Below are 14964 nucleotides of genomic sequence, written 5' to 3' on the forward strand. Positions count from 1 at the left end.
CTCGCAGCCATCATTTCGCTACAACAAAGACTAGACGACTGGTCTAATTATCACTATATTTCATCCCATGAACGCAAAAACTCAAGATACACGTCAACATATTCTGGAAGTCGGTTACCAATTGGTGGTGAACCGAGGCTTTACCAGTGTCGGCTTATCGGAACTGCTTAAAAGCGCCGATGTGCCCAAAGGCTCGTTTTATCATTATTTCAAGTCCAAAGAGCAATTTGGCGAGGCACTGATTGAAGCCTACTTTGCCCATTATCTCGACAAACTCGATGCTCTGTTCAACGGCAGTGACGGCTCCCACTATCAAAAATTGATGCGTTACTGGCATTACTGGACGGAGCAAAACAGTTGCAGTTGTTCAGCCGGAAAATGTCTGGTGGTCAAACTCGCTGGTGAAGTCTCCGACTTGTCAGAACCTATGCGCCTGGCACTGCTCAAAGGCACCAATAAAATCACTGCCCGGGTAGCCGATTGTATTGAGCAAGGGATCCAAAGTGGTGAACTGCACGTACAAAACAGCCAGCAAACATCAGAGTTGCTCTACAATCTGTGGATTGGGGCAAGCTTGCTGAACAAAATTCGCCAAGATGACATTAGCCTGCAACAGGCGTTACTGGCTACAGAGCAGCTGCTGAAAGGCAACAAGCTCAACTGATACACAACAATCAATGCCGCTATCTCGATAGCGGATTTTTTGCAACGAACACTAGACGACTGGTCTAATCAAGAAGGATATCACATGACTGATTCAATGAATCGACGCATTGTTCTGGCATCTCGCCCAACAGGTGCACCCACTGAACAAAACTTCCGTCTGGAAACCGTTGAGAAACCGACACCGCAAGCAGGCGAAGTGCTACTGCGTACTATTTACCTGTCGCTCGATCCTTATATGCGCGGTCGCATGAGCGCCGCCGAATCTTACGCAGCGCCTGTCGCCATTGATGACGTCATGGTCGGTGGCACCGTGTGTCAGGTTGAAGAATCACACAACCCGGAGTTCGCGGTCGGCGAATGGGTGCTGTCATATACGACTGGCTGGCAGAGCTACTCCGTTTCAAATGGCCAAGGTCTGCTGAAACTGGGGATGAACCCTAGCCATCCTTCCTACGCACTGGGCGTGCTGGGTATGCCTGGCTTTACCGCTTACATGGGTCTGTTGGATATTGGCGCGCCAAAAGCTGGGGAAACCATTGTGGTTGCTTCGGCAACGGGCCCGGTGGGAGCGACTGTGGGTCAAATTGGTAAAATCAAGCAGTGCCGGGTGGTGGGTATTGCTGGCGGTGAAGAAAAATGTCGTCACGCCGTCGAAGTACTGGGTTTTGATGCCTGTATAGATCACAAAGCGGACGATTTTGCCGAGCAACTCGCCAAAGCCTGTCCTAAAGGCATTGACGTTTACTACGAAAACGTCGGTGGCAAAGTGTTTGATGCGGTGATGCCGCTGCTTAACACCGGCGCACGTATTCCAGTGTGTGGCCTGATTTCTCAATACAACGCCACATCACTGCCAGACGGTCCGGATCGTTTGTCTCTGCTGGCAGGCCTCATCCTGACGAAACGCATTCGTATGCAAGGCTTTATTATTTTTGACGATTACGGTCACCGCTATGGCGAATTCGCCAAAGACATGAACCAATGGGTTGCCGAAGGCAAAGTGCAGTACCGCGAACAAATTGAGCAAGGGCTGGAGAATGCACCTTCACAACTGATTGGTCTGCTGGAAGGGAAAAACTTCGGCAAACTGGTTATCGCAGTGAACAAGCCGCTGTAAACAGGAGAGCATGATGATCACATTGCACCATCTCAATCGCTCACGTTCCAAACGCATCATCTGGTTGCTGGAAGAACTGGAAGTCGAGTATCAAATCGTTCCTTACCAACGAGATTCGGTGACTTTTCTGGCGCCACCGGAGTTGAAAGCGGTGCACCCTCTGGGGAAATCACCGGTGATTGAAATCGACGGACGCGTAATTGCCGAATCAGGCGCCATCACCGAATACCTGATTGAACGCTTTGCGCCACAACGTCTCGCTCCAGCGCGTGATAGCGCCGACTACATCGACTATCTGCAATGGTTACATTTTGCTGAAAGCTCGGGCATCCTGCCGCTGCTGCTAAAATTGTTCTTGGCCAAAGACGGGGCCAAAACGCAGTTTTTGGAAGGTTATGCCAACAGTGAAGCCGCCAAAGTACTGGGTTATGTCAACGCACAGCTCGAAGGCAAAAACTACTTGGTCGCCGACAAACTCAGTGGCGCAGACATCATGATGTCGTTCATCGCCGAGGGCGTGCAAACCAGTGGCATGCTGGATCATTTCCCGAACATCAAGGCGTATCTGTCTGGTCTGTCCGCACTACCTGCTTATCAGAAAGCGAACCGAATCGAAGCCGAACTCAGCGCCTGATGCGATAGACTTTGCAGATAAAACAAAGCCTGCCAATTGGCAGGCTTTCTATTTCTCGTATTAGGCCACTTCGGGCACGGGTTTCGGTGGTGCATCGACCTCTGGCTCTTTCTGCACCGGAGGCACCTGCCCCTCTTCCACCGCTTGTTGGTAACAACCGCTGAGTTTGATCGCCAGATACATATCGGCACGCAATACCAAACCACCATCGCCGACAGGCACGCCACTCAGCTCACACCACTGACGCATGCTACGTTTACGCCCGGCAAGGATCAGGCGGACACCGCGTTTCTTCAGAATATTCTGCACATCCCCCAACATCGCCATCACACTCAAATCAAGGTGAGTAAAGCTCGCTACCGCATCGATGATCACACAGTTCACTTCCGAATCACTGCTTTCGACCTGCTCCAACAGACGGCGTTTGAAATACGGCGCGTTGAAGTAAGTCAGCGGCGAGTTAAAACGATACAACATCAGCCCAGGAATGGGTGACGCTTTACCTGAACCGTCAATCGTGCGAATGGTGCCGTCCTCATCCAAGCCCAGACGCTGATCGCTCGGTCTCATCACCACACGCAGAAACTGGAACAAACCCAGCAACACGGCCAGTGTGATACCAGGAATCACTCCGACGATCAGCACGGCAATAAACGTCACCCCCGCCAGATAAAACGCATCTTTATCGCGCTTTTTCAGGCCCCACAGTCCTTTCAGATCCAACAATGACGTCGAGGCGATGATCAGCACTACCCCCAAAGCTGCAGTAGGAATGTACTGCAATGGGCGGTAGAGGAAAATCGCCACCACGCCAATCACGACTGCGGCAATCACCGACACCAGTTGCGATTTACCACCATTCGCATCGTTTACCGCAGTGCGCGAGTCGGCGCCACTGATCGCAAAACCCTGAGAAAAGGCGGAGGCTAAGTTGGCAAAACCCAGTGCGCGGAACTCTTTGTCAGCGTCGATATCGTAGCCATTTTTGGCCGCAAAGCTGCGCGCGGTGAGCATCATGCTGACAAAGCTCACCATCGCCAGGTTGAGTGCAGGCACCACCAATTCACGGCTGATACCGATGTCAAACATTGGCGTCTGGAATGCTGGCAATCCGCCTTGGATCAAGCCGACAACACTGACCCCCTGACCATCCAACTGGGTAGCCCACACCAACACGCCCGCCGCAATGATCGCCAGCATCGCCGCTGGCCAAGAGGGGCGAAAACGCTTGGCAACAAAATACACCACGACCGTCAGCAAACTGACCACCACGGTTTGCCAATGCACGTCAAACAGACGCTGCGGCGCTTCTGCCAGTCGTTCCAGCAGATAACGCTGCTCATATTTCACGCCAAATACTTTACTCAACTGGCCAACGATGATGGTCAGCGCGACACCATTGAGCAGCCCCATCAGAATCGGACGAGAGAGAAAATCAGCCAGAATGCCAAGACGAAACTTACTGGCGAGAATGCACCACATGCCCATCATCGCGGTCATGGTCATAACTAATTGCCAGTGTTTGGTCGGGTCGCCTCCCGCCAGCGGAGTCACCACCGCCGCAACCACGGCACAAGTGGCTGCATCAGGGCCGACGATCAATTGGCGTGAAGTCCCGAACAGTGCATATATCAGCATCGGAGCCACACACGAATACAGTCCGACGATCGCTGATACTCCGGTCAACTGCGCATACGCGATCGCCACGGGCAGCGCCACCGCAACCACGGAAAATGCCGCTCGCATGTCGTCAACCAGCCAAGCGCGTTCATAGTGTTTAAACTGATACAATCCCGGCATCCATTGCCGGATCCAAGCCGATTTCAACGTAACCTCACCTCTGACTCAAGTTTTGCCTGTGCACAACGATTCACTTAAGCATAACTCAAGATCCGCAAACTCTCGCTGCTAATTTGCTGATTTTACAAAGGATTGATTTTTGCTCAGTGAATCGCCGAAATCACAGATCCTCTGCCGTCCCATTCAGGCAGAAAACATTGGTCGCTAGCGCGCCCTTTATGTGACAATGATCAGCATATTCGCCACCCAATACCGTTGAACTTATGAATTTCCAAGCTGCTATTTTCGATATGGATGGACTGCTGCTCGATACCGAGCGCGTCTGTTTAGAGATTTTTGAACAAGCCTGTCACGCCGTTGGCGTTCCGTTTTTGCGTGACCTGTATTTATCGGTGATTGGCCGTAATGCCGCAGGCATTGAAGCCTCTTTGCGCGCAGGCTACGGGCCAGATCTCGATTATCCGGTGCTGCACAATGAATGGCGCACGCGCTACAACGCGGTGGTAAAACATCAGCCGATCCCGGTCAAACAGGGTGTGATTGAGCTGCTGCAATGGCTGAAGGCGCATCAGATCCCAACGGCGGTTGCAACATCAAGCCAGCGCGACGTCGCCAGCGTCAAATTGCGTCTGGCTGGCATTGATCATTACTTCGATTCATTCGCCACAGGCTGTGAAGTCAGTCAGGGTAAACCGCATCCGGAAATTTTTCTGCTGGCGGCCAATCGCTTGAACGTCGAACCAGAGCACTGCCTGGCGTTTGAAGATTCCAATAATGGCGTCAAATCAGCGATGGCTGCCAAGATGATCACCTATCAGATTCCGGATTTGGTCACACCAAGTGACGATGTGGTGGCTCTGGGTCACAGCATCCGCCCATCACTCAGCCACGTATTGGATGAACTTAAAGCGAACCGTTAACCCCGATTGATTGGCGGCGCTCAGTCGCCACAACTGTCGATCGTGATCACCACGGAATCGGGTCGCCAGTATTCAAATTCACAGTCCATGATCGCCCCGTCCTGTTTGTAGTTCACCCGGCAGATTTTCAGCACCGGTTGCCCCGTGGCGAGATTGAGCGCCTTCGCCACATGCGATGGCGCTGCGGTCGGAATCACTTCAAAGCGCGAACGCTGGGTGCGGTAACCATATTTTTCCGCGTACAGACCCGTCAGTGAACCTTGCAGATTTTCATGCAGAATATTGGGAAACAGGTTCGCAATCAGGCAGTTTTCGACAAACAACACCGCGCGCCCGTCGATATAGCGCAGGCGTTCAATAATATGAATCGGCGTAATGCGTTCGATCTGCATCGCTTTGGCGTAATCACGCGAGGCCATTACGCTTCGTACATTCAGCACTTTGGTTTCCGCAATGCGATCCTGCTCGCGCACCATCTGATGGAAATGCGAACGCGACAGCGGGTTGTAACGCACCCGTTCCGGCGACACAAACCAGCCGCGGCGCTCTTCGCGATAAATCAGTCCTTCTGTTTCGAGCGATACCAACGCGTCCTTGATGGTAATGCGCGTGGTTTCGAACAGCTCACTCAATTCACGCTCGGATGGCAGCTTCTGCCTGTCGTTCATGATGCCGCCGCAAATCTGCTCGCGCAGGGTGGATTTTATTTTTCCCAGTTGGGTCGTCGCCTGTAGCTTCATCCTGATCTAGTCCAATAAGGTCTCTCTTTTTTCAGACTAATCAACGCACATAACAAATTTATTACAGCTAACCCTCTGTTAATTAAAGACAACTGAAACATAACTGCCATAAAACTAACGAAAAAGCGTCATATTTCTTGAGCCAAAACGTCACATTCGCTGCCTAGGATAAAAAACAAACTTACTGACCTAGTCCAGAAGGATGGAGACAATGAAAACGTTACTGACCAGTGCAACACTGATTGCGACCACGCTCGCGATGCCCGCTTTAGCCAAAGACGGCGACATTCAATCGCTGATCGATGCCGCCAAAAAAGAAGGCGCTGTTTACAGCGTCGGTATGCCGGGTAGCTGGGCAAACTGGAAAGACACCTGGAACGATCTGAACACCCATTACGGCCTGAACCATCAGGACACCGACATGAGTTCAGCGCAGGAAATTGCCAAGTTCGAAGCGGAAAAGAAAAACGCGACCGCCGATATCGGTGATGTCGGCTTTGCGTTTGCCCGCGTTGCGGTCAAAAAGGGCGTCACTCAGCCTTATAAACCGACCACGTGGAGCGACATTCCAAACTGGGCCAAAGATAAAGATGGTCACTGGGCACTTGCTTACACCGGCACGATTGCGTTTATCACCAACAACAATCTGGTCAAGCAAGCACCAACGTCTTGGGCTGATCTGCTCAACGGCCAATACAAAGTGACCGTGGGTGATGTCGGTGTCGCGGCTCAGGCCAATAACGCGGTACTCGCAGCAGCGTTTGCCAACGGCGGTGATGAAAGCAACCTGAAACCTGCGCTGGATTTCTTCTCGAAACTGGCGAAAAAAGGCCGTCTGTCGTTCACCGACCCAAGCCTGGCTAATCTGGAAAAAGGCGAAGTGGAAGTCGCGATTATGTGGGACTTTAACGCGCTGAACTACCGCGACCAGATTGATCGCAGCCGCTTTACGGTCACCATTCCGCAAGACGGTTCGGTGATTTCGGGCTACACCACCATCATCAATAAATACGCGAAAAACCCGAATGCGGCCAAGCTGGCGCGTGAGTACATCTTCAGCGACCAAGGCCAAATCAACCTGGCACAAGGTTACGCACGTCCGATTCGCAGCAACATTGAGCTGCCGGAATCGATCAAAGCGAAACTGCTGTCGAACGATCAGTACCAGAATGTCCACCCGGTCACTGACTTCAATGCCTGGGAAAAATCCGCCCGTAAACTGCCGCGTCAGTGGCAAGAAAACGTCCTAATCCACCAGCAGTAAGAGGTGACCATGAACAATAAGGTGATCCTTGTTGTTCTTGATGGACTCAATTATCAGGTAGCCCGTGATTGCATGGGCTACCTCAATGGTTTAATTGAGCAGCAAAGAGCAACACTTTACTCCCTGCAATGTGAATTGCCGTCGATGTCACGCCCGCTCTACGAGTGCCTGCTGACAGGGATTCGCCCGGTCGACAGCGGCATCGTCAACAACCAGATTGTGCGTCTGTCGCACTTCGACTCGATTTTCAGCCTCGCCACATCGCAGGGCAAAACCACCGCCGCGGCTGCGTATCACTGGGTCAGTGAATTGTATAACCGCGCGCCTTTTGATGCCGTGCGTGACCGCTTTACCCATGATGAAACACTCAACATTCAGCACGGCTGCTTTTACCACTGGGACCATTATCCCGATGAAGCGCTGTTTCTTGATGCTGAGCATCTGCGCCTGCATCATCAGCCGGACTTTCTGCTGATTCATCCGATGAATATCGACGATGCCGGACACAAATTTGGTCTCGATTCACGTCAGTATCGCAACAGCGCCCGCCATGCCGACGTCATTCTCGCCAACTATCTGCAAGGCTGGATTGATGATGGCTATCAGGTGATGGTGACCAGCGATCACGGCATGAATAACGACCTGTCACACGGCGGAATTCTCCCTGAAGAGCGTCAGGTGCCGCTGTTTGTCATCGGCGAACACTTTTCCCATCACGTCGACGCCACCCTCGCGCAAACGGAGATTTGCGGCACGGTGTGTGAATTGCTGCGCCTTGAACACGATAAGCCCGTTGCCCAGCAGGTATTAGCATTATGAGCAGTTCCACCCTTTCTTCACGCGCTACCAGTCAAGGCGCCACCGCTGCATCGCAGCCGCGCAACGCCTGGCAGCGTTTTAAGCCGCTGGCGTGGCTGTCGCCATTTGCGCTGTTTTTCTATCTGTTTCAACTGGCGCCGATGGTCTGGGTTGGCGTCAACAGTTTTAAGGTCGACGATGAATGGTCGCTGGACAATTACCGCGAAATCCTCGATTCCGGATTTATTCAACAAGGTTTTGGCAACAGTTTGTGGCTCTCGGTCTGGTCGAGTCTGGTCGGGCTGGCGATTGCGGCGCTGCTGGTCAGTTCGCTGCGCCGCGTCAGTGGTCGCCTGCGCGATACAGTGATCGCCTTTACCAACATGAGCAGTAACTTCGCGGGCGTGCCGCTGGCGTTTGCCTTCATCATCATTCTCGGCACCAACGGCGCACTGACGTTGCTGCTCAAACAGTACGGCCTGATTGACGATTTCAACCTGTACGGCAAATCCGGGCTGATGGCGATTTACATCTATTTTCAGATCCCGCTGGCGGTGTTACTCCTCTACCCGGCCTTTGATGCCTTGAGCGACGACTGGCAAGCCGCCGCCGCGCTGCTGGGCGCCAAAACCTGGCAATATTGGGCCAAAATCGCGCTGCCCGTGCTGTCTCCGGCGCTGCTGGGCACCTTTATTATTCTCATCGCCAACGCCATGGGCGCGTATGCCAGTGTGTATGCACTCACTTCCGGCAACTACAACGTGATCACCGTGCGCATTGCCAGCCTGGTTTCAGGCGATCTGTTTTTGGAACCGAATCTTGCGGCGGCGATTTCAGTCGTGCTGATGGCGCTGCTGGCATTCATCACGCTGGTCAACCAATGGCTGATTGCAAGGAGTTACCATGCAAAACGCTAATCATAGCCTCTATCACAAAACCGTGGTGTACGGCATCGTCGGCATTATGTTGGTGCCGATTATCGCCACGCTGGTGTATTCGCTCTCCTCTCGCTGGGGCGCAACCATTCTGCCAGACGGCTTCACCTTCGACTGGTATCTCAAACTGCTCAGCGATATGCGTTTTATCGAAGCTTTCGGACGCTCACTGCTGGTGTGCGTGGCCGCGTTAGCGCTCAGCACGCTGCTGATCCTGCCCGCGATTTTTGTGGTGTTTTACTACTTTCCGAAGCTGGATCGCGTGATGAACCTGCTGATCTTGTTGCCGTTCGCCGTACCGCCAGTGGTCTCTTCAGTTGGCCTGTTGCAGCTCTACGCCGACAGCGCCGTGCCGATTGTCGGCACACCGTGGATTCTGATTGGCACCTACTTCACCATCGCGCTGCCGTTTATGTACCGCGCGCTGGCCAACAGTTTTTCGGCGATTAACCTGCGCGATTTGATGGATGCGGCGCACCTGCTCGGCGCGAGCACGACCCAAGCCTTTCTGCAAATCGTGTTACCCAATGTGCGCAAAGGTCTGATGGCGTCGCTGTTTCTGTCGTTTTCATTCCTACTGGGCGAATTTGTGTTCGCCAATATTCTGGTCGGTACACGCTATGAAACGCTGCAAATTTATCTCTACAACATGCGCCAGACCAGCGGCCATTTCACGTCCGCGTTAGTGATGACTTACTTCCTGTTTATCTTTTTCTGTACTTGGCTAGCAAGCCGATTGGGAGCAAAACAATGAGTTACGTTTCTGTTCAGCAACTCACCAAACGCTTTGGCGACAACACCGTATTTGAGTCGATTCAGTTCGACATTCAGCAAGGCGAATTCATTACCCTACTCGGCCCGAGCGGCTGTGGGAAATCGACCCTGCTGCGCAGCCTGGCCGGCCTCAATCCGGTCGATAGCGGTTCGATCATCGTCGGCGGCGAAGAAATCACCCACACCGCACCACAAAAGCGCGGCATTGGCATGGTGTTCCAATCCTATGCGCTGTTTCCGAACATGACCGTGGCGGGCAACATCGGCTTTGGCCTCAAAATGCAAGGGCTCGATAAAGCCACCATGGCTCGTGAAGTTGCCCAAGTGATTGAGCTGGTCGCATTGCAGGGCAAAGAAGATTGCTATCCGCACCAGTTGTCCGGCGGCCAGCGTCAGCGCGTAGCCCTGGCGCGCGCACTGGTGGTGAAACCGCGGATTTTATTGCTCGATGAACCCTTGTCCGCGCTGGATGCCAAAATCCGCAAACACCTGCGCCAGCAGATTCGTGACATTCAGAAAGAGCTAAACCTGACCACGATTTTCGTCACCCACGATCAGGAAGAAGCGATGACGATGTCGGATCGCATCTTTCTGATGCATCAGGGAAAAATTGTTCAGCAAGGCTCGCCGGAGTCGATTTATACGCAACCCGCGAACGAGTTTGTCGCCGGCTTTATGGGTCACTACAATCTGGTTGATGCCACGCAGGCGAAAACGCTGTTTAATCTGGACACGCCGTGGAAAGTCGCGATTCGTCCCGAGTCGATTTATGTCGCCGAGCACGGCCGTCACTATGGCGCGCACATCTCAGCGCCGCAGCGAGCGGTGATCAAAAGCCATCAGTTGCTGGGTAACGTGATTCGTTATCACGTGGCGGTGGATGAGTGCGAACTGACGGTCGATACCCTGAACCGCTCTTCCGAGCGTCTGTTGCCCAGCGGCAGTGCGCTGGAGCTACGTTTTAATCTTAATGAAATTCAACCTGTGAGTGCCTAAATGTCTCAGCCTCTGTACGTCTTTGATATGGACGACACCTTAATTGACGGCGATTGCGCCATGATCTGGAACGAGTTTCTGGTCGACAAAGGCATTGCCACCGATCCGGATTTTCTCGCACAGGATCGTTACCTGATGTCGCTGTATGCGCGCGGCGAAATGGACATGGAAGACTACCTCGATTACGTCATGCAGCCGCTGTTTGCGCTGTCAGTCGAACAAGTGCACGCGCTGATCGAAGAGTGCGTCGACAGCCGCATTCTGCCGCGCCTGTTTCCTCAGGCTAAAACCCTGATCGAGCAGCAAGGAAATGATGGCATCACCATGCTGATCATTTCCGCTTCCGTCAGTTTTCTGGTCGACGCCGTGGCACGCAAAATTGGCATCGAGCATGCGTTGGGGATTGATATGGCGGTACGCGATGGCCGCTACACCAGTGAGATTGTCGGCGTACCGAGTTATCGTGAAGGCAAAGTCACGCGCCTTGAAACCTGGCTGCTGACTCACCCCGAGCACGTGGGTGAACTGCATTTCTTCACCGATTCGATTAACGATCTGCCACTGTGCCAACATGCGGACTATGCCTATTTAGTCAATCCATGTGAGAAACTGGCACGTCATTCCCGCCCGCCACACTGGCAAGTACTGAACTGGGGATAACACTTTTCCCTTGATGTCACACCATCAAGGGAAAACTCTTTGCTTAATCCGCTTTGAGTCTCACATATGCATATTCTTGCGTGATAGATTACTCTCTACTAAATACTCATTAAATGGGTAAAGGGATGTTACGTACACCGAAGAAAATTGTTGTCCTGCTGGTTTTACTACCCGTTGCCCTCTTTTCTCTGTCGATTCCAATTTTGGAACGGCAGTATTCCCTTTATCTGCTTAACCATAAAATGGATGAAGTCAGCCAGTTCCTTGATACCCGAAGCACAGCGCTGAACGACATGATGCTGCAACAAGCCGAACAGTTACGTTTTGATTGCAGTGATGACGATATGAGCCTGATGCGCAACCCGAACTATTACAACAAGTTCGTGCGCATCATCGGCATCATCGGGGCTGATGGAAAAACCTGTTCAACCGTTGGCATGTATCTGGTTGAAAGTGAATTGGAAGGCGTTCGCATACCCGCTACTGGCTTCTACATGTCGACCACTCCGGAGTATGAGCATAGCGAGAGCGAGCTGCTGGTCAGTTATCGACACAATGGCAATACCGTCTATTGGGTACTTTATGGTGGCTGGGGTCAGGACATTCTCAAAACGCCATGCCTCGACTGCTTCTTCATGACTTTTAAGTTTCTCGACTCTTCCTTGGAACACATGAAAATCAAACGCGGTGATCCTGATATCGCCAAACAGGCATCGCGGATTTCCATCGCTATTCAGAGCAGCGATACTCAGATCATCAGCCAGATAACGCTCTCTGCCGGCGATAAACTGCATCACTACGCGCTGAGGCAACTAATTATTTGGGGCATCCCGCTCAGCCTGATACTCGGCATCATGATTGGCTTTGGTTATTTTATGCTGCGTAACTATCGCAACTCAATTGAAGGACTGATTGAGGTCGCCATCCGTGACAATGAGTTTGTTCCTTTTTATCAGCCGATTGTCGATAGTCGGGATGGCCGTATTGTCGGGTTTGAGGTGCTGTTGCGTTGGCAACGAGGTAACGAATGGGTTGCGCCCAGCCAATTCATTCAGGTAGCAGAAACCACGGGGTTGATTATCCCAATCACTGAACAACTGCTGAAAAAAGTGTTGGGAGATATGACCAGGCTGAACATGGAGCAATGGGTGAGTATCAATCTGGTCGCCGAACACGTTGAAACAGAGATTCTGTTTAATCTGCTGGAAAGGCTGAACTGGCCTCGGCCTCGACAAATCCAGTTTGAAATTACTGAACGTGTACCGATCAAAAACCTGCATTTTGCCGACGCCATGATTCAGCGCCTGACTCAGCACGGCTATCAGTTCAAAATTGATGATTTTGGGACCGGATATGGCGGCTTTTCCTATTTGCAAAAACTGCAGATAGACAGCATCAAAATCGACAAGATGTTCATCGATACCATCGAAACCACCGACGTTAAACGTAATATTCTCGATTCCATCATCGCCTCTGCGCGTGAAACGGACATTGAAGTGATTGCCGAAGGCGTGGAAACACAAAAACAAGTAGAGTATCTGACTCAGCGCGGTGTCTATTTGATTCAGGGGTTTGTTTACTTTAAACCGATGCCGCTGGCACAAGTGCTGCAACATCTGAAAAGTCCAATCGGTTCCGAATCTGCATAAAAAAGCCCGGCATCAGCCGGGCTGTCTACTCATGATGAATGTTTAATCCCACTCAGGTGCAAAGTCCGGATTGGCCAATCGATGGTTGCGATCCAGCGTCGCGATGCGCGCCATGTCATCGTCACTCAGCGTCACGTTCACGTACGCCAGATTGCTCTCGATATTGGCACGTTTGGTGGACGATGGAATGGTGACAAACTCGTTGGCCGCCATCCACGCCAGCACCACTTGCGCGGGTGTGGCTTGATGAGCGGCAGCAATCTCTTGAATCACCGCATCTTTCAGCACATCACCGTAAGCAAACGGCATGTAGCCAGTCACGATGATGTTGTGCGCGCGGCAAAACTCCACCACTGCGCGGTTTTGCAGGTAAGGGTGCACTTCCACCTGGTTGGTGTAAATCACGCCTTCGCCAAGAATCTCGATCGCCTGTTGCATCTGCGCCACAGTAAAGTTCGACACGCCGATCTGTTTCGCTAAACCAAGATCCTGCGCTTCTTTGAGACATTGCAGATACTCGTCCATCGCCACGGCGTTGTCTGTGAGCGGCCAGTGGATCAGCAGTAAATCCACGTAGTCGGTTTGCAAATCGCTCAGGCTCTGTTTCAGGCTTGGCAAGAATGCCGCTTTGCTCAGTTTGTCCATCCAGATTTTGGTGGTCAAGAACAGCTTATCGCGTGCCACACCCGAAGCGGCGATCGCCTCACCCACTTCTTCTTCGTTGCCATAGATCTGCGCGGTATCGATGTGGCGGTAACCCGCCTCAAGCGCCATAGTCACAGAATGAAACGCGTCTTCCCCTTTCAGGCGGAAGGTCCCCGCACCAAGCTGAGGTATTTTCATTGTTAACTTTCCTTTCTCTTCATTTTTATTGGTATGCATTACGCGGCGCTGTAGGTTGGGTAGTCGATCAATCCTTTCCCGGCGCCGCCAAACAGGGTGTCTGGGTCGTGTTTCGCCCACGGCTGCCCCAACTGAATGCGTGAAGGCAAATCTGGGTTGGCGACAAACGGACGACCAAAGCCAATCAAATCAGCCAAGCCCGATTGCACTGCTTGTTCCGCGCGTTCTGCGGTGTATTTGCCGGCATAAATGATCGCGCCAGAGAACACATCGCGCAGTGCACGTTTGAAGTCTTGTGGCATCAGCGGCGCATCTTCCCAGTCGGCTTCAGCAATGTGCAGATAGGCAATATCGTGCTGGTTGAGCAGTTTGGCTGCCGCCACGTACGTTTCTTCCGGGTGATCATCCACCGTACCATTGAGCGTGGTCAGGGGCGCCAGCCGAACGCCGACGCGATCCGCGCCAATCGCGTCACACAGCGCAGTCACCACTTCGTCCAAAAAGCGCAGGCGGTTGGTTAAGCTGCCACCGTATTCATCGGTGCGATGGTTCGATTGTGAGTCAATGAATTGGTTGATCAGGTAACCGTTCGCCGCGTGCAGTTCAATGCCGTCAAAGCCCGCCAGCAACGCATTTTTGGCCGCCTGACCAAACTGAGCCACCACGTGTTGGATGTCATTGTGTGTCATTTCACGCGGCTTAACCACATCGACAAATCCCGGTGCATCGGTGCCGTTATCGATGAACACTTTGACGTTTTCCGCTTTGATGGCCGACGCTGAAATCGGCTGCTCGCCACCGATGTTATCCGGGTGCGTCACGCGGCCAACATGCCACAATTGCGCGAACATCAGGCCGCCTTCGGCGTGCACGGCGTCGGTCACTTTGCGCCAACCAGCGATTTGTTCGTCACTGTAGATGCCCGGTGTCCAGGCATAGCCTTTACCCATCGGTGAAATCTGTGTGCCTTCACCAATGATTAAGCCCGCGCTGGCACGTTGGGCGTAATAAGTTGCCATCAAGTCATTGGCAACATCACCCGGCTGCGAAGCACGCGAACGCGTCATCGGCGGCATGACAATACGGTTGGCTAAACGAAAGCGGCCCACTTGCAGTGGTTGAAATAGAGCGTCGGTCATAGGGTTCCCCTTGATGTTTCGGGCCAGAG

The 14964-nt window shown here is 52.5% G+C and carries 15 protein-coding genes; 11 read left to right on the forward strand and 4 right to left on the reverse strand.

What is annotated here, in order from left to right:
- Positions 1–67: 67 nt before the first annotated feature.
- From DYA43_RS16880 to DYA43_RS16890, 3 genes are all read left to right on the forward strand, one after another.
- On the forward strand, positions 68–664 hold the full coding sequence (locus DYA43_RS16880) for a TetR/AcrR family transcriptional regulator (RefSeq protein WP_020329719.1): 597 nt from the start codon (positions 68–70) through the stop codon (positions 662–664).
- A gap of 84 nt (positions 665–748) precedes the next feature.
- Positions 749–1783, forward strand: a complete 1035-nt coding sequence (gene curA, locus DYA43_RS16885; RefSeq protein ID WP_024374618.1) for an NADPH-dependent curcumin/dihydrocurcumin reductase — start codon at positions 749–751, stop codon at positions 1781–1783.
- Positions 1784–1796: 13 nt separating this feature from the next.
- A complete protein-coding gene (locus DYA43_RS16890; protein ID WP_061055968.1) occupies positions 1797–2417 on the forward strand; it encodes a glutathione S-transferase family protein in 621 nt (206 codons plus the stop codon).
- 60 nt (positions 2418–2477) lie between these two features.
- On the opposite strand, the gene DYA43_RS16895 is transcribed toward DYA43_RS16890, so the two are convergent.
- Positions 2478–4217, reverse strand: coding sequence for a SulP family inorganic anion transporter (locus tag DYA43_RS16895; RefSeq protein ID WP_061055969.1), 1740 nt, complete (start codon positions 4215–4217; stop codon positions 2478–2480).
- Between the two features lie 263 nt (positions 4218–4480).
- Here DYA43_RS16895 and DYA43_RS16900 point away from each other — a divergent pair, with 263 nt between their 5' ends.
- Positions 4481–5137 carry an HAD family hydrolase gene (locus DYA43_RS16900; RefSeq protein ID WP_024374615.1) on the forward strand — a complete coding sequence of 219 codons (657 nt, stop codon included), beginning with the start codon at positions 4481–4483 and terminating at the stop codon, positions 5135–5137.
- Positions 5138–5157: 20 nt separating this feature from the next.
- On the opposite strand, the gene DYA43_RS16905 is transcribed toward DYA43_RS16900, so the two are convergent.
- The gene (locus tag DYA43_RS16905; protein ID WP_024374614.1) at positions 5158–5877 is read right to left on the reverse strand and encodes a UTRA domain-containing protein; all 720 of its coding nucleotides are present in this window, start codon (positions 5875–5877) and stop codon (positions 5158–5160) included.
- Positions 5878–6088: 211 nt separating this feature from the next.
- On the opposite strand from DYA43_RS16905, the gene DYA43_RS16910 reads away from it, so the two are divergent.
- The 7 genes from DYA43_RS16910 (at position 6089) to DYA43_RS16940 (ending at position 12953) form a co-directional block, all read left to right on the forward strand.
- Positions 6089–7141: an ABC transporter substrate-binding protein gene (locus DYA43_RS16910; RefSeq protein WP_020329713.1), complete on the forward strand. Its 1053-nt coding sequence runs from the start codon at positions 6089–6091 to the stop codon at positions 7139–7141.
- A 9-nt stretch (positions 7142–7150) separates the two neighbouring features.
- Entirely contained in the window at positions 7151–7960 is an 810-nt protein-coding gene (locus DYA43_RS16915) for an alkaline phosphatase family protein (protein WP_061055970.1), read from the forward strand.
- Complete coding sequence (locus tag DYA43_RS16920) at positions 7957–8856, forward strand: ABC transporter permease (RefSeq protein ID WP_061055971.1); 900 nt, start codon at positions 7957–7959, stop codon at positions 8854–8856. Before DYA43_RS16915 ends, DYA43_RS16920 begins: the two co-directional genes overlap by 4 nt.
- On the forward strand, positions 8843–9628 hold the full coding sequence (locus DYA43_RS16925; protein ID WP_061055972.1) for an ABC transporter permease: 786 nt from the start codon (positions 8843–8845) through the stop codon (positions 9626–9628). The genes DYA43_RS16920 and DYA43_RS16925 overlap by 14 nt, the downstream gene beginning before the upstream one ends.
- Positions 9625–10644 carry an ABC transporter ATP-binding protein gene (locus tag DYA43_RS16930; RefSeq protein WP_061055973.1) on the forward strand — a complete coding sequence of 340 codons (1020 nt, stop codon included), beginning with the start codon at positions 9625–9627 and terminating at the stop codon, positions 10642–10644. Before DYA43_RS16925 ends, DYA43_RS16930 begins: the two co-directional genes overlap by 4 nt.
- The gene (locus DYA43_RS16935) at positions 10645–11304 is read left to right on the forward strand and encodes an HAD family hydrolase (protein WP_061055974.1); all 660 of its coding nucleotides are present in this window, start codon (positions 10645–10647) and stop codon (positions 11302–11304) included. It begins immediately after the preceding gene.
- Between the two features lie 125 nt (positions 11305–11429).
- Positions 11430–12953: an EAL domain-containing protein gene (locus tag DYA43_RS16940; RefSeq protein ID WP_061056108.1), complete on the forward strand. Its 1524-nt coding sequence runs from the start codon at positions 11430–11432 to the stop codon at positions 12951–12953.
- A 42-nt stretch (positions 12954–12995) separates the two neighbouring features.
- Here the strand turns inward: DYA43_RS16940 and dkgB are convergent, their stop codons facing one another.
- Both dkgB and DYA43_RS16950 read right to left on the reverse strand, forming a co-directional pair.
- Positions 12996–13796, reverse strand: coding sequence for a 2,5-didehydrogluconate reductase DkgB (dkgB, locus tag DYA43_RS16945; protein ID WP_061055975.1), 801 nt, complete (start codon positions 13794–13796; stop codon positions 12996–12998).
- Between the two features lie 38 nt (positions 13797–13834).
- Positions 13835–14935, reverse strand: coding sequence for an alkene reductase (locus DYA43_RS16950; RefSeq protein ID WP_024374442.1), 1101 nt, complete (start codon positions 14933–14935; stop codon positions 13835–13837).
- Positions 14936–14964: the final 29 nt, after the last annotated feature.

It is taken from the genome of Vibrio fluvialis (genome assembly GCF_900460245.1).
GTDB classification, from domain to species: domain Bacteria; phylum Pseudomonadota; class Gammaproteobacteria; order Enterobacterales; family Vibrionaceae; genus Vibrio; species Vibrio fluvialis.

Bases quoted from the DNA above. Each gene is read 5' to 3' on its own strand.
- DYA43_RS16880 (WP_020329719.1), top strand. From the start codon at position 68: ATGAACGCAAAAACTCAAGATACACGTCAACATATTCTGGAAGTCGGT.
- curA (WP_024374618.1), top strand. From the start codon at position 749: ATGACTGATTCAATGAATCGACGCATTGTTCTGGCATCTCGCCCAACA.
- DYA43_RS16925 (WP_061055972.1), top strand. From the start codon at position 8,843: ATGCAAAACGCTAATCATAGCCTCTATCACAAAACCGTGGTGTACGGC.
- DYA43_RS16910 (WP_020329713.1), top strand. From the start codon at position 6,089: ATGAAAACGTTACTGACCAGTGCAACACTGATTGCGACCACGCTCGCG.
- DYA43_RS16915 (WP_061055970.1), top strand. From the start codon at position 7,151: ATGAACAATAAGGTGATCCTTGTTGTTCTTGATGGACTCAATTATCAG.
- DYA43_RS16950 (WP_024374442.1), bottom strand. From the start codon at position 14,935: ATGACCGACGCTCTATTTCAACCACTGCAAGTGGGCCGCTTTCGTTTA.
- DYA43_RS16940 (WP_061056108.1), top strand. From the start codon at position 11,430: ATGTTACGTACACCGAAGAAAATTGTTGTCCTGCTGGTTTTACTACCC.
- DYA43_RS16905 (WP_024374614.1), bottom strand. From the start codon at position 5,877: ATGAAGCTACAGGCGACGACCCAACTGGGAAAAATAAAATCCACCCTG.
- DYA43_RS16895 (WP_061055969.1), bottom strand. From the start codon at position 4,217: ATGCCGGGATTGTATCAGTTTAAACACTATGAACGCGCTTGGCTGGTT.
- dkgB (WP_061055975.1), bottom strand. From the start codon at position 13,796: ATGAAAATACCTCAGCTTGGTGCGGGGACCTTCCGCCTGAAAGGGGAA.
- DYA43_RS16900 (WP_024374615.1), top strand. From the start codon at position 4,481: ATGAATTTCCAAGCTGCTATTTTCGATATGGATGGACTGCTGCTCGAT.
- DYA43_RS16935 (WP_061055974.1), top strand. From the start codon at position 10,645: ATGTCTCAGCCTCTGTACGTCTTTGATATGGACGACACCTTAATTGAC.
- DYA43_RS16890 (WP_061055968.1), top strand. From the start codon at position 1,797: ATGATCACATTGCACCATCTCAATCGCTCACGTTCCAAACGCATCATC.
- DYA43_RS16920 (WP_061055971.1), top strand. From the start codon at position 7,957: ATGAGCAGTTCCACCCTTTCTTCACGCGCTACCAGTCAAGGCGCCACC.
- DYA43_RS16930 (WP_061055973.1), top strand. From the start codon at position 9,625: ATGAGTTACGTTTCTGTTCAGCAACTCACCAAACGCTTTGGCGACAAC.